Origin of the sequence: Microbacterium sp. CGR2, from assembly GCF_003626735.1 — a bacterium.
Taxonomy (GTDB): Bacteria; Actinomycetota; Actinomycetes; order Actinomycetales; family Microbacteriaceae; genus Microbacterium.
Genome location: NZ_RBHX01000002.1, coordinates 133,075 through 153,710, shown reverse-complemented (window position 1 = coordinate 153,710; position 20,636 = coordinate 133,075). Strand labels below are relative to the sequence as shown.

The window sequence follows — 20,636 nt, the reverse complement described above, 5'->3', positions numbered from 1 at the left end:
TCCGACTCGTGACGACGCACAGGAACTGTGGGCCGGACGTGGCAGACTTGTCGGGCGGCGTCCTCGCGGACGGCGCGGTCCGCCGTGGTGTAATGGCAGCACGACAGCCTTTGGAGCTGTTAGGTCTAGGTTCGAGTCCTGGCGGCGGAGCATGACAGGTAACCTCGCGATCATCATCCTCGCCGCAGGGCAGGGCACGCGCATGAAATCGCGCCTTCCCAAGGTTCTGCACCCGATCGGCGGTCGTCCGCTCGTCGGCCACGTCCTCACGACCGCGGCACGGCTGGAGGCGGAGCATGTCGAGGTCGTCGTCCGCCACGAGCGCGACCAGGTGGTCGAAGCGCTGAGCGAGGCCTACCCGAGCGCGGTGTTCATCGACCAGGACGAGGTTCCGGGGACCGGTCGTGCCGTGCAGGTGGCGATCGACGCCCTGCCGAGCGACTTCGACGGCGATGTCCTCGTCCTCTCCGGCGACGTTCCGCTGCTCGAGGTCGAGACCCTCCGCGCCCTCATCGACGGCCATCGCGCGGCCGCGGCCGCGGCCACCCTCCTGAGCGCGCAGCTCGACGACCCCACCGGTTACGGCCGTGTGATCCGCGACGAAGCCGGAACGGTGCAGCGCATCGTCGAGCAGAAGGATGCCAGCCCCGAAGAGGCCGCGGTCACCGAGATCAATGCGGGCGTCTACGTCTTCCGCGCCACGGAACTGCGCACCTATCTCGCGCGGGTCGGTCAGAACAACGCGCAGGGCGAGATGTACCTGACCACCGTCATCGAACTGCTTCGCGGGGCCGGCGAACCGGTCGCCGCCGAGATCGCTCCGGACACGGCCTCCACCTTCGGCATCAACGACCGCGTCCAGCTGGCCGAGGCGGGACGCGTCCTCAACGACCGCATCGTCCGCCGCTGGCAGCGCGAGGGCGTCACGGTCATCGACCCCGCCACCACCTGGATCGACGATGACGCGAACCTCGCATCCGATGTCACCATCCTGCCGAACACCCATCTCCTGCGTGCGACCGTCGTCGCCTCCGGCGCGATCATCGGACCGGACACGACGCTGGTCGACTGCGAGGTCGGGGAGGATGCGATCGTCCGCCGCACCGACGCCACGCTGGCCGTGATCGGTGCCGGAGCCTCCGTCGGGCCGTTCTCCTACCTGCGTCCTGGGACCGTCCTCGGCGCGAACGGCAAGATCGGTGCGTACGTCGAGACCAAGAACGCCGAGATCGGCGAGGGCAGCAAGGTCCCGCACCTCTCGTACGTCGGGGACGCGACGATCGGCCGCGGCGTCAACCTGGGTGCGAGCACCATCACCGCCAACTACGACGACGTGAACAAGCACCGCACGGAGATCGGCGACGAGGTGCACACCGGGTCGCACACGGTGCTGGTCGCGCCCGTTAGGCTGGGAGCTGGTGCGAAGACCGGTGCAGGCGCCGTCGTCCGCAAGGACGTCCCCGCCGGTGCCCTCGCCATGAGCGTCGCCCCTCAGCGCAACATCGAGGGTTGGGTCGAGAAGAACAGAGCAGGCACGGGTGCGGCGGATGCCGCGTCCCGCGAGAATTCGGCGGAATAGGCGGATATGGCGCGCAAGAAGAAGACTGTCGAACTGGATCGCGACAACGGCATAGCGCCTGGCCTCGTCGCAAAGACCAAGAAGCGTCTGGTCATCGCCGGCGGGCGCTCGCACCCCGAGCTGACAGCGGCTGTCGCAGCCTCTCTGGGGACCGAGATCGCACCCACCGAGCACCGCACCTTCGCGTCTGGCGAGATCTATGCGCGTTTCGCGGTGTCCATCCGCGGCTGCGACCTGTTCCTCTTCCAGACCTTCGGTGAGCCGGTCAACGAGTGGCTCATGGAGACGCTGATCATGATCGATGCCGCCAAGCGCGCATCGGCGAAGCGCATCACCGTGGTCGCCCCGTACTATCCGTATTCGCGTCAGGACAAGAAGGGCCGCGGCCGCGAACCGATCAGCGCGCGCCTCGTCGCCGACCTGCTCAAGACGGCCGGAGCAGACCGCGTCATGAGCGTCGACCTGCACGCCGCACAGATCCAGGGGTTCTTCGACGGCCCCGTCGATCACCTGTTCGCGAAGCCGGTGCTGCTGGACCATTTCCAGCGCACCCTCAGCCCGGCAGACCGCGAGATCCTCACCGTCGTGTCGCCCGACATGGGGCGAGTGCGCGTGGCCGACACCTGGTCAGACAGCCTCGGCGCGCCGCTGGCCATCATCCACAAGCGTCGGGACCCGAAGGTGGCCAACCAGGTCTCCGTGCACGAGATCGTCGGCGCGGTCGAGGGGCGCACATGTCTGCTCGTCGACGACATGATCGACACCGGTGGCACGATCGTCAAGGCGGCGCAGGCTCTCAAGGCTGCGGGCGCCCACCGTGTGATCGTGGCTGCCACGCACGCGATCTTCAGCGACCCGGCGCACGAGCGTCTGCAGGACGCATCGATCGACGAGGTCGTCGTCACCGACACGATCCCGCTGACCGAGTCGCGCCGCTGGGATCGGCTCACGATCCTGCCGATCGCCCCGCTGCTCGCCCGGGCGGTCCACGAGGTCTTCGAAGACGGTTCTGTCACGAGCATGTTCGGCGGAGACGCGTAACGCAGCGAAACGGCACAGCCGGCGCATAGCCGCCATGCCTACGGTCGAGGCATCGACGATCCGTCGACCGACGCCGAGCCGGGAGGACCATCATGATCCGCACGACCGTACCGACCTCTGTCCGCAAGGGATCCGCACTCATCGGAGTCGCGGGGCTTCTGGTCCTCGCCGGGTGCTCCGGCACCGCAGACGCGAAGAGCCCGTCGAATGGCGCCGACACGGGATCGACATCCGAATCCACGGGCGACGCGGGCTCCTACACCGACGGCACCTACACCGCGGACGGCTCGTACCAGACGCCGGAGACGGTCGAGGAGATCTCGGTCACACTCACGCTGGCTGACGGTGTCGTGACCGAGGTCGAAGTGACCGGCGATCCGCAGGCGCCCGAGACCGAGCGATACCAGGGCGAGTTCATCGACGGCATCGACGATGAGGTCGTCGGCAAGTCCATCGACGAGCTCGACGTGACACGCGTCGCCGGGTCCTCGCTCACCAGCGGCGGATTCAACGACGCCGTCGACTCGATCAAGGAGCAGGCCGCCGCCTAGGCGCCGGAGGCTCGTCATGCCGGGTTGGCGATTCGACGCGATCGGCACGCGCTGGGAGATCGAGACGGAGATCCCGCTCTCCGAGCGGGAGCAGGAGGCCGTCCTCGCGGAGATCGAACGATTCGACCGCGAGTGGTCGCGCTTCCGGCCGGACTCGGGGGTGACCCGGCTCGGGAACGAGGGCGGACGCCTCTCGTCTCCGGATGCTGCAGCGATGCTCGACATCTACCGCGAGCTGTCGGCGGCGACAGAGGGCGCGGTGAACCCGTCGGTCGCCGACAGTCTGAGCGCTCTGGGCTACGACGCCGGCTACTCGCTCGTCGCGGCGGAGCCGGTCGCCGCACCCACCGCGTGGGAAGAGCGCGTGTCGTGGACGGCGAGCGTCGTCACGGCATCCGCCCCGGCCCTCCTCGACGTCGGCGCCCTCGGCAAAGGACGGCTCGTGGATCTCGTGATGGCCCAGCTCGCCGCGGTGCCGGGAAACATCGTCGTGGACGCGGGTGGCGACATCCGCGTCCGGGGTGCTGCGGCTCGCATCGGTCTGGAGCACCCGTACGATGCCCGCAGAGCCATCGGTGTCGTCACGGTCGCCGACGAGGCGCTGTGCGCATCCGCCGTGAACCGCCGCGCCTGGGGCGACGGGCTGCATCATGTGCTCGACGCCCGCACCGGGGTTCCCGTGCGCACGTGGGCTGCGACATGGGCGATCGCTTCGGACGCGATGCGAGCGGATGCCGCGGCCACCGCGCTCTTCTTCGACGGCGGTCCCGCGCTTGCTGCCGCCTGGGGAGTGGAGTGGGTGCGGATGAGCACGGACGGCAGGGTCCAACGGTCACCGGGCTGCCGCGCCGAGCTGTTCCTCGCTGCGGGTACCACGAACGGGGAGACGAGCCCCGTGCCCGGGAACTAAGGAAGAGTGGGAGACGTGATCACTTCATTCGCGGCCGCGCGTCAGCGCGTCCTCGCCGTTCTGGGCTCGATGTCGATGTACCGCCTCGTGCTCTTCTCGCTCACCGGACTCGCGGTCATCGCGCTGGTGCTCTCGTTCCTCGGCGTGATCGTGTCGCCGACGCCGGGAGAGATGCTGGCGTCCTTCGTCGTGCTGGCCGCGGTGATCTCACTCGTCGATGCCGCCGTCCAGCGCACCCTGCGGTTGCCGTGGCGCGTCGAGTCGTCGCTCGTCACGGCGCTGATCCTGTTGTTCGTTCTCCGCCCGGGACTCGAACCCGCAGCGCTGCTCGGCCTCGCCGTGGCCGGCGCCGTGGCCAGCCTTTCGAAGTACCTGATCGCCTGGCGCGGTCGGCACATCTTCAACCCCGCGGCTTTCGGCGCCGCCGTGGTGACGATCCTGACAACGTTCGGCGCCTTCGAATGGTTGGGCACCTCGTCGTCCTGGTGGGTCGGGACGCCGGTCCTCGCCCTGCCGGTCGCGATACTCGGGCTCGCGGTGCTCTGGCGCACGGAGAAAGTGCGCGTCGTGGTCGTGTTCCTGCTCATCGCCACCGTGACCTCCGTGGTGCGGCAGGTCGTCCAGGCGCAGGAGTTCGACATCGATTTCGAGCTCATCGCCGCCCTGCAGTTCGCGGTACTCCAGTCGCCGTTCCTCTTCCTCGGTGCGTTCATGCTCTCCGAACCGCTGACCCTGCCCCCGCGCCGCCGCCAGCAGTATGTCGTGGCTGCTGTGGTCGGAGTGCTCGCCGGGTGGCCGATCTCGGTCGCGGGGATGTTCACACTCGGACAGGAACGCGCCCTCCTGATCGGAAACCTCGTCGCGTTCGCCTTCGCCCTGCGCGGATCGGTCAGGCTCGTGCTCGAGCGACGCGAGTACATCACCCCGACCGCGCAGGAGCTGACGTTCCGTGCGAAGGGCACCGTGAAGTTCCTCCCGGGGCAGTACCTCGAGCTCGACGTGCCGCATCGGCGACCGGATGCTCGCGGCACCCGACGCGAGTTCAGCATCGTGTCCGCCCCCGCCGACCTGCCGACCCTTCGCATCGCGTACAAGAACGGCGATCAGAAGCATCCGTCCAGCTACAAGCGCGCACTCGCCGAGGCCGAACCAGGGGTGACGCTGGCGGTCACCGGAACCTGGGGTGACTTCGTCCTTCCGCGTGGCGAGGCTCCGGTGCTGATGGTGGCAGCGGGCATCGGCGTCACGCCCTTCGTGTCGCAGCTGCGGCAGCTTCAGGCGACGGGACAGCAGAGGGACGTGGTGCTCGTGTACGTCGCGTCCGAGGCTGCTGAGCTGGCGTTCCGAGACGAGCTCGCCGCGACCGGCGTCCGCACGGTCGTGTTCACCCGGGATGAGCCGCTCGACCTGCCTGCGCACTGGACGTGGGCTGAGGGCGCCCGACTGGACGCGGCGACACTGGAGCGGGTCGTCGGAGACATCTCCGCGCGCCACGCCTTCATCTCCGGCCCGCCACGGCTGATCGCGGATCTCGCTCCGGCCCTGCAGAAGGCGCACAGCCTCACGACCGACGCGTTCGCCGGGTACTGACGCCCAGCGAAGGGCACGCGCTCACGTGCCCTCTGGTGCCCTCTCCTGCCGTCGCGTGCCGTGTCGCGCCGGGCGAGGACAGGTGTCGGGAGTGTTCACGAATGTCGGGCCGATTCGGCATTTCCTCCCGACAGGTGTGCAACCTCCCGACATGCGTTCGGCGGCCCTACCCAGCCACTTGTCCTGCACACTGTCGAATCCTCCGAAATCCGACCCCTGCGCGGTGGACGGCCGCCTGTACACCGGATGGTCCGTCAGGATCGGCGCATGATCGACGCGGCATTCATCACCACCCGCCACGGGGGAGTGGTGCGGGGAACGCTGCTCCAGCAGTTCGGGATCTCGCGAACGCGGTTGGCGAGCGACGTCCGGAGGGGCCGACTGGCTCGGATCCGCCCCGGCGTCTACGCGTCCCTGGATGCCGACCCGCACGTCGTGCAGGCAGCGGCCCACGGCGGGGCCCTCACCTGCACCCGCGCTTTGCGCCTGCACGGGATCTGGACGCTGGAGGAGACCGGTCCTGCCCACGTGTGGCTCGGGGGAAACGGACGCGCTCACCACCGTGACTGCGGATGCGTCGGCCACTACTTCGCGGGGAACGCGGGTCTCGGGGTCGCTCCGCTCGAGGACGCGATCGTGCACGTCTACTTCTGCGCCGGTGAGGAGACGTTCTTCGCGGCAATGGAATCGGCGCTCGCGCAGCGGAAGATCAGCAGCGCGGCGCGCGGACGCATCCGTCGACGGTTGCCGTCCGCGGCTCGATGGCTCGTCGACTTCGCCCGATCGGATGCTGACAGCGGGCTCGAGTCACTTCTCCGACTGAGGCGCCATATGCTCGGCATCCGGCTGGATTGCCAGGTGGTCATCCCCACCGTCCGTCGAGTCGACTTCGTCCTCGACGACCGGCTCATCCTCGAAGTCGATGGCAAGGCCAACCACGCGCACCCGGACCATCGCCACAGAGACCTTGTGAGGGATGCCGTCGCATCCGCCCTCGGCTACGAGACGTTGCGGTTCGATTACGCCCAAATCGTGTACTCGTGGGCGTCCGTGGAGATGGCTGTGGTCGCTGCGGTCACCCGACTTCGCGACCGGCTCTGACCGCGACGGCGACATCTGTCGGGAGTATTCACGGATGCCGGGTCGAATCGGCGATTCCTCCCGACAGGTGCGCAACGGCCCGACACGTGTGCGCCTCGGTTTCACCCGGCGTCGGGTCACGGACGCGATCAGTCGTCGGCCGCGGGAGTGGGCGCCGGTGCGACCGGGATCCGGACGGTGAACGTGGTGTCGCCCGGTTCGCTGGTCGCCGAGATCGTCCCGTGATGCCCTTCGACGATGGCCTTCACGATCGCGAGCCCGAGACCTGTGCCTCCGGTCTGTCTGGCCCGCGAACTGTCGCCGCGCGCAAAACGGGCGAAGAGTTCGTCTCGGAGCGCAGGATCGATTCCCGGCCCGTCGTCGTGCACGCGCAACACGGCCTCGCCGTCTTCTTCGCTGACGCGCAGCGTGATGGTGGTGCCCGCGGGCGTGTGGGTCCGAGCGTTCGCGAGCAGGTTGGTGACGACCTGGTGCATCCGCCCGGCGTCGCCGATGATCACGACCGGCTCGTCGGGCACTTCGATGACCCAGTGGTGATCGGCGGCGGTCGGACGAGCATCCGAGAGGCTCTCGAGTGCGAGCTGCGTGAGATCGACGCTCCCGTAGACCAGCTCGCGGCCCTCGTCGAGGCGGGCGAGCAGCAGGAGGTCCTCGACGAGGCGGGTCATGCGCAAAGACTGCGCCTGGATGCGCTCCAGCGATGACGTCGTGCTCTCGATGGCGTCGACGCCGTGCGTCTCTGCGGGGCCCTCAGCCTGTCGCAGCGCGCGCAGCGACAGCTCCGAGTACCCACGGATCGAAGCCAGGGGCGTACGGAGCTCGTGGCTGGCGTCGGCCACGAACTGCCGCATCCGCTCTTCGTTCTTCTGCCGTGCCGACAGCGAGCTGTTGACGTGGTCGAGGAGCTTGTTCAGCGCGGCGCCGACCAGTCCCGTCTCCGTGCGCGGGTCCGCTTCGGATGCCGGCACCCGCTCGGTGATGCTCACCTCGCCGCGATCGAGCTGCTGATCGGCCACACGGGTCGCCGTCGATGCGACCGCTCGGAGGGGCCGCAGGCCGACGCGGATCGTGATCGCCGTCGTGAGCGCCAACAGGATGAGTCCGCCGATGGTCGCGAGCGCGATCACGGTGAGCAGTTGAGTGAGCTGGTTCTGGATGTCGTCGCGCGGCAATCCCGTCACCACCAGGCTTCCGTTGCTCGTCCTCGTGACCGCGATCCGGTAGGAGCCGAGGTCCGGAAGCGAGACGGTCGCGACTGGTGCACCGCGGAGCGCGGCGTCGATCTCATTGAGCTGCGCCGCGCTCAGGTTCTGGAGGGTGCCGTTGAGCCCGTCCTCGGAATAGTTCGCTGTGACACCGCTCGTGCCGGTGATCGGACTCGAGACGGCGACGAGCAGACCGACGGGGATGTTCTTGCCGGCCAGGACGTTGGCAGCGGTGGCTTTGTCGGCCTCTTGACGGTCCACCAGTCCGGTGACTTCGTGGGCGTAGCCGGCCAGTTCCTCGTCGAGCTGATCCTCGAGGGTCGTGCCCAGGGTGGCACTGGTGATGACGGCGACGATGACGAGGATGAGCGACACGAACCCGATCACGGCGGTCATCAACCGTGACTGCAGGCTCATCGGACGCCGCGGCACCGCCGCATCGCTCACTGAGGGGCCTTGATCATGTACCCGACGCCGCGCACGGTGTGCAGCAGCGGAGTGCGACCCGCATCGATCTTCTTGCGCAGGTAGGAGATGTAGAGCTCGACGACCGACGATTTGCCGCCGAAGTCGTAGCTCCAGACCCGGTCGAGGATCTGCGCCTTCGAGAGCACGCGCCGCTCGTTGCGCATCAGGTAGCGCAGCAGCTCGAACTCCGTCGCCGTCAACTCGATCTCGTCGCCGTCTCGTGCGACCTCATGGCTGTCCTCATTGAGGGTGAGGTCGGCGACGCGGAGGATCGACTGGCCGTCGTCCGTGGTGGCATGGCCGGTGCGGCGGATGATGGCCCGGAGGCGCGCGATGACCTCTTCCAGGCTGAAGGGTTTGGTGACGTAGTCGTCGCCGCCCGCGGTGAGCCCGGCGACGCGGTCGCCCACGGCGTCCTTCGCCGTCAGAAAGAGCACGGGAACGAGGCTGCCGGATTCGCGGAGCCGCCTCAGCACGGACATCCCGTCGAGGTCGGGCATCATGATGTCGAGCACGAGCGCGTCAGGTTCGAACTCCCGCGCGACCTGGAGCGCCTCGAGTCCGGAGGAGGCGGTGCGCACCTCCCAGCCCTCCATCCGCAGAGCCATCGCGAGAAGGTCGGTGAGCATCTGCTCGTCGTCGACGGCGAGGATGCGCAGGGGCGAGCCGTCGGGGCGGCGGAGTTCGGGCAGATCGGTGGTCATGCCCCCATTCTGCGGAATCTCCTATGTGATTTCTATGGAGCGAGCTATGCGTTGTCTGGGAGCGATGTCCGACGACCCCGCTACCATGACGCCATGGCTGACAGCGTGGATGCTTCCCTTCCCTCGATTCACCGCCCCACCACCGCCGACGACGTCGCCGATCTCGTCTTGCGTGCGGTTCAGGAATCCGTTCCTCTCACCATCGTGGCCGGCGGGCACGGGCCTTGGTCCCATGCCCCGAACGACGGTCTCCGCATCGAACTCGGCGGCTTGGCCGACATCACCGTCGACGGCGCGACGGTTCACGTCGGAGGAGGTGCTGTCTGGGGCGATGTCGCGAAGGCCCTCGCCGCTCACGACCTCGCCCTGAGTTCGGGCGACACAGCCACCGTCGGTGTGGGCGGTCTCACGCTCGGCGGCGGCGTCGGCTGGATGGTGCGCGCCTGGGGGCTCGCCGTCGATCAGCTGATCGGCGCCCAGGTGGTCACCGCGGGCGGGGAAATAGTCGAGACCTCGGCCGTCGAACACCCGGATCTGTTCTGGGCGTTGCGCGGGGGTGGCGGCAACTTCGGCGTCGTGACGCGCTTCGATTTCGCTGCCCACCCGTTGCCCGGCATCGCATTCGCCGAGAGTGTCATCGACGGCGACGCCGTATCGGTGCTGCGCGCCGCACGCGATCTGCTGCGAGATGCCCCGCGCGAGCTCACGGCGACCTACATGGATGTGCCCGCGATGGACCCGAGCGCCCCGGCCGGAGCGCGGCTGAGCGCAGTCTGGGCGGCGCCCGATCCGGAGCGACTGGGCCACGTGTGGGAGCCGATCACCGCCATCGACGGCGTGCGCACAGAGATCACGACTCCGGCGTACCGCGACATCCTGGTCGAGATGCCGCAGCCCAACGAGTCGCCCGACGAGCCGGCGGCCCCGCCCGGCTTCATCGGAGGCAACGGGCTCTTCGCCGAACTCGGCGACGATCTCATCGAGCGGCTCGTCGCCTTCCGTCGTACGTATCCGGCATCCGTCATCTTCCTGCGATCGCTGGGCGGTGCGTTCGGCGATGTGCCGCAGGAGCACACGGCGTTCCCGGCGCGAGCGGCGACATGGTTCGTCATGGCGGGAGCCTTCGACATTCCCGGAATGGTCGACGACGCCACGCGCGCGCAGATCATCGCCGACTGGCAGGCCATCGAGAAGGGCCGGCTCGCGGAGTACGGCAACTTCGCCGCCACCGAACGCGCGGATGCCGTGCGCGGCATGTTCACCGAAGCCGGGTATGAACGGCTGCGCCAGGTCAAGGCGCAGTGGGACCCGAACAACGTGTTCCGTCGCAATCACAACGTCGCCCTGTGACGCACGAAGGGGCCGGTGACCTGTCGGTCGCCGGCCCCTTCGTCGAAATCGCGTCAGTGGGTGTCTTCGGCTTCGATCTCGGTGCGGTCGCCCGACCACTGCGTGTGGAAGGTGCCTTCCTTGTCGATGCGCTTGTACGTGTGCGCGCCGAAGAAGTCACGCTGGCCCTGCACGAGCGCGGCGGGGAGGCGGTCGGCGCGGATGCCGTCGTAGTACGACAGGGACGACGAGAACGCCGGTGCGGGGATCCCGGCCTGTGCGGCGGTGATGACCACCCGGCGCCAGGCGGCCTGCGCGCGCGTGATCGCCTCGGTGAAGTACGGCGCGGTGAGCAGCACGGGCAGTTGCGGGTCGGCGCCGTAGGCGTCGGCGATGCGGTTGAGGAACTGCGCGCGGATGATGCAGCCGCCCCGCCAGATCTTGCTGATCGCGCCGAGGTCGATCTTCCAGTTGTATTCGGCAGCACCGGCGCGGATCTCGTCGAACCCCTGCGAGTACGCGACGATCTTCGACGCGTACAGCGCGAGGCGCACGTCTTCGATGAACGCGTCGGTGTCCTCGACCTCGAACTCCTCGTCCGGGCCGGGGAGAGCGCCGGCGACAGCGCGCTGCTCCGGGTGCGACGACAGCGAGCGAGCGAAGGTGGCTTCGGCGATGCCGGACACCGGAACGCCGAGTGAGAGTGCGGTCTGCACGGTCCAGGCGCCGGTGCCCTTGGCGCCGGCCTGGTCGAGGATCACGTCGACGAGCGGCTTGCCGGTTTCGGCATCCACCTGACGCAGCACCTCGGCGGTGATCTCGATCAGGTACGACTCCAGCTCGCCCCTGTTCCACTCGGCGAAGATGTCGGCGATCTCTGACGGCGTCTTTCCGGTGCCGCGGCGGATCAGGTCGTACGCCTCGGCGATGAGCTGCATGTCGGCGTACTCGATGCCGTTGTGCACCATCTTCACGAAGTGACCGGCGCCATCGTGACCGACGTGCGTGACGCACGGCTCGCCCTCGGCGACGGCGGCGATCGACTTCAGGATCGGCCCGAGCGTGACCCAGGACTCATCCGACCCGCCGGGCATGATCGACGGACCGTTCAGGGCCCCTTCCTCGCCGCCGGAGATCCCGGCGCCGACGAAGTTGATCCCCGTCTCACGGACCGTCTTCTCGCGACGGATCGTGTCGGGGAAGTACGCGTTGCCGCCGTCGACGATGATGTCGCCGGGCTCGAACACCTCGACCAGCGAGTTGATCACGGCATCCGTCGCGCCGCCGGCCTTGACCATGATGATCGCGGTGCGTGGCTTCTGCAGAGAGTCCGCGAACTCCTGGTACGTCTGCGTGGGAACGAAGCCCGCCTCAGGATGCTCGTCGAAGAGCGTCCGGGTCTTCTCGTAGCTGCGGTTGAAGATCGCCACGGTGTTCCCCTCGCGGCTGGCGAGGTTGCGGGCGAGATTCGAACCCATGACGGCGAGTCCGACGACTCCGATGTTCGCTGATGCTTCGGGCACAGAAGGCTCCTCGATCGTGAAGAAGGGGTGGTTTCAGCGTATCGCTGCCAGGCATGCGCTGCGCGCGTGTGACCGCTTCGCGTCCTCCCGTGACACGTCGGGGTTCGGTGGCGGAGGTCGGCGGCCTCTACGCTGGTCGGACGAGAACTTTCGAGGAGGATCGCCGTGGCGGAGTCGGAGAACAGGCTGCGAGCCGTCGTCGCGGTACCGCTGCGCGAGGCCCTGTGTCGACTGATCGAGAAGCTCGAACCGCGGCTGGAGGTCGTTCGCGACCACTCGCTGATGCCGCCGATGCGCGGACCGGCCGACTGGACAGGCGATCCGGATCACCGCCGCACGTCCGCGCAGGAGCAAGCATTCCAGGCGATGGTCGATTCGGCCGATGTCCTCTTCGGCATCCCCGACGTCGACGCGGGCGCCCTGGCCCGCACGGTGAAGGCCAATCCGGACCTGCGCTGGGTGATGACGACGGCCGCGGGCGGGGGGAGCACCGTCAAGGCCGCCGGTCTCGATCGAGCCCACCTGGATCGCATCGTCTTCACGACCAGTGCCGGAGTTCACGGCGGGACCCTGGCCGAATTCGCGGTGTTCTCCGTGATGGCCGGGGCGAAAGGGCTTCCTCGTCTGCTGGCCGACCAGCGGAGCCGTACCTGGCCAGACCGCTGGGAGATGCGGCAGATCGAAGACATGACGGTCCTCGTGGTGGGGCTCGGGGGTATCGGCACGGAGTGCGCCCGGCGCTTCCATGCTCTGGGAGCGACGGTCTGGGGGACGACGCGTTCCGGCGAGCCCGTCGACGGCGTCGACCGGCTCGTTCCCCTGGATCGCCTCGCCGACGCGGTCGGTGAAGTGGACGCGATCGTGGTGACTCTCCCCGGCACAGACCAGACGCACCACTTGATCGGGGAAGAGGTCTTCGACGCTGTCAAGCCCGGGGCGATCCTCACCAACGTCGGCCGCGGGACGGTCATCGACGAAGACGCTCTGCTCGCGGCCCTCGACGACGGACGCATCGCGTTCGCGGGCCTCGATGTCTTCGAGCAGGAGCCGCTGGATCCGGCTTCCCCTCTCTGGTCGCATCCGAACGTTCTCGTCAGCCCGCACACGGCAGCGCTCAGCTCGCAGGAAGAGGAGCGGATCGCCCGCCGATTCGCCGAGAACGCCACACGACTTCTGGACGGAGACGAACTGCGCGCGGTGGTCGACACCGTCGAGTTCTACTGAGCCTCGTGGCAGCCGAAAGCGCTCCTGTGCGCATCGTGGTGATGGGGCCGAGCGGCTCCGGGAAGTCGACCGTCGGGCTCGCCTTGGCTGAGCGTCTCGGGGCGGCCTTCGTCGACGGAGACGATCTGCATCCCCCGAGCAACGTCGCCAAGATGGCGGCCGGCATTCCGCTCGACGACGACGACCGGATGCCGTGGCTGGCACTCGTGGGGGAGACGCTTCGCGCGAGCGAACGCATCGTGGTCGCGTGCTCCGCGCTGAAGCGCAGCTACCGCGATGCCATCCGCGCCGGGGAGCCCGACGCGTTCTTCGCTGAACTGGCCGTAGGCCGGTCGGTCCTCGCAGAACGGGTGAAGCTCCGCTCGGCGCACTTCATGCCGGCGTCGCTGCTGGATTCGCAGCTGCTCACCCTGGAGCCCCTCGAACCGGATGAGCGCGGCATCCGCGTGGACGAGTCGGCCGGCGTCGTCGAAGCTGTCGCGCTGATCGGCGGGGCTGCGGGTGTGACGCTCGCCTGACGGCGGCCGAGCGGCTCAGTCCTTGCGGGCGCCGCCCCTGCCGAGCGAGAACAGGGCGCCGGCCGTCGCAACGGCAGCACACACGCTCATCGCACCGATCAGCCAGAGAAGTACGTGCGAGAAAAAGGCGCCGTCGAGCATGAGGTTCTCCGTGATCTGCAGAAAAGGTCCGGTGTCCTCAGCTTATCGGGTCATCCGGTACCATTGAGCTTGTACCTCGGCGAGGGATGCTTCTGCGCGTGCGCGGACATCCGTTATCGACGCGGCGGAGCAAGCCGGTGGCTTTCCTCACGCGTCTGCGTTCGAGATCACAATTCCAAGACCACCGCGCGGCGCTTTGGCTGCGTGCCCCGAAGGAGAACCTCATGTCTGAAGACAACAAGGTCCACGCCGAGCTCCGCGAGAGCTTCGGCAAGGGCTTCGCCCGCCGCCTCCGCGCCGCCGGCAAGATCCCCGCCGTCATCTACGGCCATGGCACCGACCCGGTGCACGTCGCACTGCCGGGCCACCAGGTCTCGCTCATCATCCGTCGCGCGAACGCGCTGCTCGAGCTCGACATCGAGGGCACGTCGCAGCTCGCGCTGGTCAAGGACGTGCAGAAGGACCCCGTGCACCAGATCATCGAGCACATCGACCTGCTCGTGGTCCGCAAGGGCGAGAAGGTCACCATCGACGTGCCCGTCAACGTCGTCGGCGAGTCCGCTCCCGGCACCATGGTGAACCAGGAAGCCAACACGCTCTCCATCGAGGCTGAGGCGACCCACATCCCGCAGGGCCTCGAGGTCTCCGTCGAGGGCCTGGAAGACGGCGCGCACATCACCGCCGCCGACGTGACCCTGCCCCAGGGCTCCACGCTGCTGGCCGACCCCGAGGTGCTGATCGTCTCGATCTCGATCCCGGACGAGGAGGAAGACCTCGACGCACCCGCCGAGGGCGAAGGCGAAGCTGCCTCGGAGAACGCCGGAGAGTAGTCTCCGCGAGTTTCAGCACAGAGGGGACGCGATCGGATCGCGTCCCCTCTGTCGTATCCTGACCGGGTCCCTCGCGGGGCGCGGCGCGAAAGGACGAGGACATGCCATCCACCTGGTTGGTGGTGGGCCTGGGCAACCCCGGCCCGCGCTACGAGACCACCCGGCACAACGTCGGTCAGATGGTCGTCGATGAGATCGCAGCCAGGAGAAGCGAAAGCTTCCGCGAGCACAAAGGCGGCGCCCGGGTCGTCGAAACCTGGCTGCGACCGGGGGCCGACAAGCTGGTGCTGGCCAAACCGAACACGTTCATGAACGTGTCGGGCACGCCGGTGGCGGCTCTCGCGCGCTTCTACAGCGTGCCGCCGGAGCGGATCGTGGTCGTCCACGACGAGCTCGACATCCCGTTCGATTCCGTGAAGCTCAAGATCGGCGGTGGACACGGCGGCCACAACGGCGTGCGTGATGTCGCCCGCGCCGTCGGCACCCCGGACTTCCCTCGCGTGCGGGTCGGGATCGGGCGTCCGCCCGGACGCCAGGACCCTGCGGACTGGGTACTCGCGCCCTTCGGCAAGGAAGAACGCCCGAACCTGCCGCTTCTGATCGCGGATGCGGCGGACGCCGCCGAGTTGCTGGTGGGCGAAGGCCTGCTTGCCGCGCAGCAGAAACACCACGCCCCTCGCTGAGCGGTCGCTCGCCTGCTCAGCCGGTGAAGTCGGCGAACCCCGCCGCGCTGCCGGCGGAGAAGGCGATGACCAGCACGAGGAAGAAGATCATCGGCGCGAGAACTGCGACCACGAGCGCCGCGATTCCCGCTCCGCGCCCCTGCTTCTTCCGAATCGCGATGATCCCGATCACGATCGCCGCGATCCCGAGGACGGTTCCGGTCCAGAAAGCCACCTCTGCCCAGAGCACTTGATCGCGGGCGGGGGACAGGAAGCTGAGGACGTCGCTGCTCGTCGTGGTGATGCCCTGCGGGATGCGGCGGCCGATCTCGAAGCCGCTGACGGCCGCCACGATGGGAGTCACCACTGCGGCGACCACCGCGAGGATCAGCGCGAGGATACCTGGGAGGCGCGACGGCTGTGAAGCGTCATCAGGCACGGCGTATGCACCCGTCGGCGCCGCGTAACCGCCGACCGGCACCTGATAGGCCCCGGGGGGAGCTGCATGAGGCGGGGCGGCGGCGTATGCCGGCGGCGCGGGCGGGATGGCTCCGGACGGCGCAGGGGGGACGGGCGGGACGGCGCCCGGCGGGGGAGGCAGCTGCGGATCGGTCACGAGCCCATCCTACGGGCGCCACTCAGACGCGACGGAGCAGCCCCACGTTGTCGTACACCGCGGAAAGGGTGGTGTCGGCGACGGCATCCGCTCGCCCGGCGTTCTCGGCCAGGATCCGGTCGAGTTCTGCCGGATCGTCGAGAAGCTCGAGGGCGCGCGCGCGCACCGGTTCGAACTCGCCCACCACGACCTCGGCGAGGCCCTTCTTGAAGTCGCCGTACCCGCGACCGGCGTACTCGTCTTCGATGGCGGCGATCTGGCGGCCGGTGAGGGCTGCGTAGATCGTGAGCAGGTTGGAGACGCCCGGCTTGGTCTCGCGGTCGAAACGCACTGAGCCTTCGTTGTCGGTCACCGCACGCATGATCTTCTTGGCCGACTTGGCTGGGTCATCGAGCATCCAGAGCACACCGGCATCGCTCTCGGCCGACTTCGACATCTTCGACGTCGGGTTCTGCAGGTCGTAGATGCGGGCCGTGTCCTTCTGGATCACCGGAATCGGCACCGTGAAAGTGGTGCCGAAACGCGAGTTGAATCGCTCGGCGAGGTCGCGGGTGAGTTCGACGTGCTGCTTCTGATCGTCCCCGACCGGAACCACATCGGTCTGGTACAGCAGGATGTCGGCGGCCATCAGCACGGGGTACGTGAAGAGGCCGACGCTCGTCGCATCCTGGCCGTACCGCGCGGACTTGTCCTTGAACTGGGTCATCCGACCGGCTTCACCGAAACCGGTGATGGTACTCAGGATCCATGCGAGTTCGGCATGGGCGCGCACGTGCGATTGCACGTACAGCGTCGACTGCGAGGGTTCGATGCCGGCGGCGATGTACTGGGCCGCCGTGCGACGCGTCTTCTCGCGGAGCTCCGCGGGGTCCTGGGCGACGGTGAGAGCATGCATGTCGACGACGGAGAAGTACGCGTCATAGGAGGTCTGCAGATCTCGCCACTGGAGGAGCGCGCCGATGTAGTTGCCGATCTGGAGGGAGTCGGCGGATGGCTGCATTCCGGAGTAAAGGCGAGGTTTCGTCACGACACCAATCCTACGGGGGATGGCGGTCGCGGCTCGCGAGGCGACGCATCCCGCGCGGGGCAGCGTCCTACGCTGTCGGCATGACGACCGAGAACGCGCGAGGGCAGGTTTTTCTGGCGGCCCTGGGGGCGGATGCCGAGCGACTGCACCCGGAGATCCTCGCGCAGCTGAGAGCGCCGGGTGGTATCGAGCGGGCGGAGGGAGTCTTCACCGTGGCGGGAAGTCGGTTCGGCAGGTGGGGCGCACTGGCGGTGCCGGTGGTCGGCCCGCAGATGCTGGTCACCCGATTCGGACGCGATGTGCCGTTCGGAATTCGCACCGCCACGGGCCGCACCCCCGATGGGCGAGCGACCCTCGACACGATCCGCGAGTTCCGCTTCCCCGGCAAGACCCAGTACATCGCGGACCGGCTCACCGAGAGTGCGATCCCGGGGATGGTCCGCAACATCCTGGGGACGCGTGGACGCGTCGAACTCATCGAAGAGTGCAGCGTGAGTGACCGGGGTGGTCTGCGGATGCGCACTCGCCGGGTCGCGCTGCGCCTGTGGGGCCGACGGTTCGCGTTACGGGGCATCCTCGGTGTCTCCGTGGATCTGGAGGACGGCTGGGACGAGGAGAGCGGTCGTCGCACCATCGAGATGCGCGCCACCAACCCGGTGTTCGGGACGGTCCTCGAATATCGCGGGTGGTATCGCTACATCGGACGTTCCGAAGAGGATGCCCCGCCGACTCAGTAGCGGTAGTCGACGACCACCGGAGCGTGATCGCTCCAGCGCTGGTCGTAGGCGGCCGCACGCGCGACGTGGTACGTCTCGACGCGCTCGGCGAGAGCCGGCGTCGCGAGGTGATAATCGATGCGCCAGCCCGAATCGTTGTCGAATGCCTGACCGCGCATCGACCACCACGTGTAGGGGCCGTCGACCTCCCCGTGGAATCGACGGCCCACGTCCACCCACCCGAGGCCGGTGCCGACCGATCCGTCGGCACCGGTGACCTCGGCCCCCGCCTCACCGAGGAAACGATCGAAGTACGCGCGCTCGCGAGGGAGGAACCCCGCCTTCTTCCGGTTTCCGCGCCAGTTCTTGATGTCGAGCTCGCGGTGCCCCACGTTGAGGTCTCCCGTCACGAGGGCGAGAGCGCCGTCGACATTGAGCGAGCTCAGTCGGGCACCGAACGCATCGAGGAACTTCCACTTCTCGTCCTGCTTCGGGGTGTCGGCTTCACCGGAGTGCACGTAGGCGCTCACCACGGTCAGCGGGCGATCTCCGATCAGGAAGTCGGCTTCGATCCAGCGGCCCTTCGAGTCGAAGTCCTCGGGGCCGAAGTCGGAGCGCGACGCGATGGCGGGCGTACGGCTCGCGATCGCCACCCCCGCGCGGCCCTTGGCGGTCGCTTCGTCGTGCACGAACCACCACCCGGGAAGGGCGGCCTCGAGGTGTTCGTCCTGCCCACGGACCTCTTGGAGCGTGAGGATGTCGATGTCGGCGGCATCCAGCCAGGTGCTCATCCCGTTGCGAGCCGCCGCTCGGATCCCGTTGACATTGACCGTGGCGATTCTCAGATGACGCATGGTTGCCAGCCTAGGCGCGGGGTCGGACATCCCGAGACGGCCGGTGCAGATCGGCGAGGAGGCGTTGCGCGAGAGGCGAGGGCGATTCCACGGGCGGGGGAGCGGACGCCTCGACGGCGGCAAGGGCGTCCTCCGCATCACGGACGGCCCGCTCTGCAGCCCAGGTGCGATACCACGGCGCGGAGTCGCGGGCCGCGCGCGCCTCCCGCAGACGGATGGTCGCCGCCATCATCAGCGTCCGGTGCTCGGCCAGTCGACGCTCGGCCTCGCTCTGCGGGATCAGAGGAAGGTCGCGATCCTTCGCGGCGACCGCGATCCAGGAGGACGCCACGAGCATCACGACACCGTTGACGCGGAACCACAACAGCAGCCCGATGAAGATGGCGAACGTCGCGAGCAGCGGATTGCTGGGGGTGTAGCTCAGCAGAAATCCTGCCCCGTACTGGAGGACGGTCATCGCGCCGCCACCGAGGAGGGCGCCCGGCCAGATCGTCCGCCACTGCAACGACGTCCCGGTGAGGAAGCGGACCATCGCCGCAAGCGCCGATGACATCAGTACGAAAGAGACCAGGACCGTCCCGATGCGAATGCTGATGTTGATGCCGTCGGAGCCGCCGTCCCAGCCCAGCAGACTCACGACCCAGCTCAGCACCGCGGCGCTGGCGGAGCTGAGGAGCGAGCCGACGACCAGCGAGGCCCCGAAGATCAAGGCGGCCAGCAGATCGCGGGCCTTGAGGACCACGTAGCTGCGGCGGTCGGGCGGCAGGCCGAAGATGTCTCTCGTCGCGCGTCGTGAGAAGGTCACCCATCCGATGGCTGTCCAGATCACGGTGCCGAGGGCGATGAGGCCGGTGATGCTCAGGACCCCCGTGGTGCCGGCGGCGATCTCCTGCACCTGTTCGGGTGTGAACACTCCGCCCTCGGGGAGGATCAGGTTGGGGACGTAGCTGTTGATGATGTCGATCAGACCGTCCACCGCCTCGGCGCTGCCCCCGAGCCAGAGACCGGCGATGGCGAAGGCCAGGTAGATCGCCGCGAAGATCGCGAAGAGCGCCTGATAGCTCACGCCTGCAGCGAGCAGGAAGCCGTTGTGCTGGAGGAAATGACGCCAGACCCGGACGGGGAACAGGCCGAGCGTGCGCTGCGTCAGCGCGGTGGCGCGCTCGACGGCGGCATCGAGACGGCCGGTCTCGGCGGCGGCGCCATCGGGTTCAGACACGTGATCACCCTATCCAAGCGGCATGGCGGGCGAGACCTCAGCGGATGTCGCCCGCACGCGTCACGGACGACCGCGAAGAATCGCCTGCTTGACCTCGGCGATGGCCTTCGTCACCTCGATACCCCGGGGGCAGGCCTCGGAGCAGTTGAAGGTCGTACGGCAGCGCCACACGCCTTCCTTGTCGTTGAGAATGTCCAGACGCACGGCCGCGTTGTCGTCACGCGAGTCGAAGATGAATCGGTGTGCGTTGACGATGGCGGCCGGGCCGAAGTACTGACCGTCGGTCCAGAACACGGGGCAGGACGAGGTGCACGCGGCGCACAGGATGCACTTGGTCGTGTCGTCGAAGATCTCGCGGTCGGCGATCGTCTGGACGCGCTCCTTGCCCTTCTCCGGGACGGAGTTGGCGACGAGGAACGGCTGCACATCGCGGTACGACGCGAAGAACGGCTCCATGTCGACGATGAGGTCCTTCTCGAGGGGGAGCCCCTTGATGGCCTCGACGTAGATCGGCTTGGAGATGTCGAGGTCTTTGATCAGCGTCTTGCAGGCGAGACGGTTGCGACCGTTGATGCGCATCGCGTCGGAACCGCAGATGCCGTGCGCGCAGGAGCGGCGGAAGCTCAGCGAGCCGTCGACCTCCCACTTGATCTTGTGCAGGGCGTCGAGCACGCGGTCGGTCGAATAGAGCTCCACGTCGTAGTCGACCCAGTGCGGCTCGGAATCGACCTCCGGGTCGAACCGTCGGATGTTGAACGTCACGATGAACGACTGGATGGCGGGCTCTGCTCCGCTGTCTGCGGGAGCTTCCGCGATGGCGTTCGACAT

At 68.1% G+C, this 20,636-nt stretch carries 21 protein-coding genes and 1 tRNA gene; 13 read left to right on the top strand and 9 right to left on the bottom strand.

The window, feature by feature from the left end; all coding sequences use genetic code 11:
- Positions 1-78: 78 nt before the first annotated feature.
- The 7 genes from D7252_RS19165 (at position 79) to D7252_RS19135 (ending at position 6,772) form a co-directional block, all read left to right on the top strand.
- Positions 79-150: transfer RNA gene (locus D7252_RS19165), tRNA-Gln, on the top strand.
- A gap of 1 nt (position 151) precedes the next feature.
- A complete protein-coding gene (gene glmU / locus D7252_RS19160; protein ID WP_120777188.1) occupies positions 152-1,579 on the top strand; it encodes a bifunctional UDP-N-acetylglucosamine diphosphorylase/glucosamine-1-phosphate N-acetyltransferase GlmU in 1,428 nt (475 codons plus the stop codon).
- A gap of 6 nt (positions 1,580-1,585) precedes the next feature.
- On the top strand, positions 1,586-2,620 hold the full coding sequence (locus tag D7252_RS19155; protein ID WP_120777187.1) for a ribose-phosphate diphosphokinase: 1,035 nt from the start codon (positions 1,586-1,588) through the stop codon (positions 2,618-2,620).
- 92 nt (positions 2,621-2,712) lie between these two features.
- Entirely contained in the window at positions 2,713-3,171 is a 459-nt protein-coding gene (locus tag D7252_RS19150) for an FMN-binding protein (RefSeq protein ID WP_120777186.1), read from the top strand.
- A gap of 16 nt (positions 3,172-3,187) precedes the next feature.
- The gene (locus D7252_RS19145) at positions 3,188-4,081 is read left to right on the top strand and encodes an FAD:protein FMN transferase (RefSeq protein WP_120777185.1); all 894 of its coding nucleotides are present in this window, start codon (positions 3,188-3,190) and stop codon (positions 4,079-4,081) included.
- Between the two features lie 15 nt (positions 4,082-4,096).
- Positions 4,097-5,671 carry a flavodoxin reductase gene (locus tag D7252_RS19140; protein WP_120777301.1) on the top strand — a complete coding sequence of 525 codons (1,575 nt, stop codon included), beginning with the start codon at positions 4,097-4,099 and terminating at the stop codon, positions 5,669-5,671.
- Positions 5,672-5,938: 267 nt separating this feature from the next.
- Positions 5,939-6,772, top strand: a complete 834-nt coding sequence (locus D7252_RS19135) for a DUF559 domain-containing protein (RefSeq protein ID WP_120777184.1) — start codon at positions 5,939-5,941, stop codon at positions 6,770-6,772.
- A gap of 128 nt (positions 6,773-6,900) precedes the next feature.
- Here the strand turns inward: D7252_RS19135 and D7252_RS19130 are convergent, their stop codons facing one another.
- Together D7252_RS19130 and D7252_RS19125 are read right to left on the bottom strand one after the other, a co-directional pair.
- On the bottom strand, positions 6,901-8,373 hold the full coding sequence (locus D7252_RS19130) for a cell wall metabolism sensor histidine kinase WalK (protein WP_251051670.1): 1,473 nt from the start codon (positions 8,371-8,373) through the stop codon (positions 6,901-6,903).
- Between the two features lie 47 nt (positions 8,374-8,420).
- Positions 8,421-9,149, bottom strand: coding sequence for a response regulator transcription factor (locus D7252_RS19125; protein ID WP_120777183.1), 729 nt, complete (start codon positions 9,147-9,149; stop codon positions 8,421-8,423).
- 93 nt (positions 9,150-9,242) lie between these two features.
- Between D7252_RS19125 and D7252_RS19120 the strand changes: the two genes are divergently transcribed.
- Complete coding sequence (locus D7252_RS19120) at positions 9,243-10,499, top strand: FAD-binding oxidoreductase (RefSeq protein ID WP_120777182.1); 1,257 nt, start codon at positions 9,243-9,245, stop codon at positions 10,497-10,499.
- 53 nt (positions 10,500-10,552) lie between these two features.
- Here D7252_RS19120 and gndA read toward each other — a convergent pair whose 3' ends face one another.
- Positions 10,553-12,001 (bottom strand): NADP-dependent phosphogluconate dehydrogenase, encoded by a 1,449-nt coding sequence (gene gndA / locus D7252_RS19115; RefSeq protein WP_120777181.1) that lies wholly within the window; start codon positions 11,999-12,001, stop codon positions 10,553-10,555.
- A 165-nt stretch (positions 12,002-12,166) separates the two neighbouring features.
- Here gndA and D7252_RS19110 point away from each other — a divergent pair, with 165 nt between their 5' ends.
- Together D7252_RS19110 and D7252_RS19105 are read left to right on the top strand one after the other, a co-directional pair.
- Entirely contained in the window at positions 12,167-13,225 is a 1,059-nt protein-coding gene (locus tag D7252_RS19110) for a D-2-hydroxyacid dehydrogenase (protein ID WP_120777180.1), read from the top strand.
- A 41-nt stretch (positions 13,226-13,266) separates the two neighbouring features.
- Positions 13,267-13,743, top strand: coding sequence for a gluconokinase (locus D7252_RS19105; protein WP_120777299.1), 477 nt, complete (start codon positions 13,267-13,269; stop codon positions 13,741-13,743).
- 15 nt (positions 13,744-13,758) lie between these two features.
- Here D7252_RS19105 and D7252_RS20490 read toward each other — a convergent pair whose 3' ends face one another.
- Positions 13,759-13,884 (bottom strand): hypothetical protein, encoded by a 126-nt coding sequence (locus D7252_RS20490; protein WP_259461159.1) that lies wholly within the window; start codon positions 13,882-13,884, stop codon positions 13,759-13,761.
- A 224-nt stretch (positions 13,885-14,108) separates the two neighbouring features.
- Between D7252_RS20490 and D7252_RS19100 the strand changes: the two genes are divergently transcribed.
- Both D7252_RS19100 and pth read left to right on the top strand, forming a co-directional pair.
- Entirely contained in the window at positions 14,109-14,714 is a 606-nt protein-coding gene (locus tag D7252_RS19100; protein ID WP_120777179.1) for a 50S ribosomal protein L25/general stress protein Ctc, read from the top strand.
- Between the two features lie 101 nt (positions 14,715-14,815).
- A complete protein-coding gene (gene pth, locus D7252_RS19095) occupies positions 14,816-15,397 on the top strand; it encodes an aminoacyl-tRNA hydrolase (RefSeq protein ID WP_120777178.1) in 582 nt (193 codons plus the stop codon).
- Between the two features lie 16 nt (positions 15,398-15,413).
- Here pth and D7252_RS19090 read toward each other — a convergent pair whose 3' ends face one another.
- Positions 15,414-15,992, bottom strand: coding sequence for a hypothetical protein (locus D7252_RS19090; RefSeq protein WP_120777177.1), 579 nt, complete (start codon positions 15,990-15,992; stop codon positions 15,414-15,416).
- 22 nt (positions 15,993-16,014) lie between these two features.
- A complete protein-coding gene (gene trpS / locus D7252_RS19085; RefSeq protein ID WP_120777176.1) occupies positions 16,015-17,019 on the bottom strand; it encodes a tryptophan--tRNA ligase in 1,005 nt (334 codons plus the stop codon).
- An 80-nt stretch (positions 17,020-17,099) separates the two neighbouring features.
- Here trpS and D7252_RS19080 point away from each other — a divergent pair, with 80 nt between their 5' ends.
- A complete protein-coding gene (locus D7252_RS19080) occupies positions 17,100-17,756 on the top strand; it encodes a DUF4166 domain-containing protein (protein ID WP_120777175.1) in 657 nt (218 codons plus the stop codon).
- Here D7252_RS19080 and D7252_RS19075 read toward each other — a convergent pair.
- The 3 genes from D7252_RS19075 to D7252_RS19065 are packed head-to-tail and all read right to left on the bottom strand — an operon-like array spanning position 17,750 to position 20,636.
- Complete coding sequence (locus D7252_RS19075) at positions 17,750-18,589, bottom strand: exodeoxyribonuclease III (RefSeq protein ID WP_120777174.1); 840 nt, start codon at positions 18,587-18,589, stop codon at positions 17,750-17,752. The two genes, D7252_RS19080 and D7252_RS19075, sit on opposite strands and share 7 nt — an antisense overlap.
- A 10-nt stretch (positions 18,590-18,599) precedes the next feature.
- Complete coding sequence (locus D7252_RS19070) at positions 18,600-19,808, bottom strand: YihY/virulence factor BrkB family protein (protein WP_120777173.1); 1,209 nt, start codon at positions 19,806-19,808, stop codon at positions 18,600-18,602.
- Positions 19,809-19,868: 60 nt separating this feature from the next.
- The gene (locus D7252_RS19065) at positions 19,869-20,636 is read right to left on the bottom strand and encodes a succinate dehydrogenase iron-sulfur subunit (RefSeq protein WP_120777172.1); all 768 of its coding nucleotides are present in this window, start codon (positions 20,634-20,636) and stop codon (positions 19,869-19,871) included.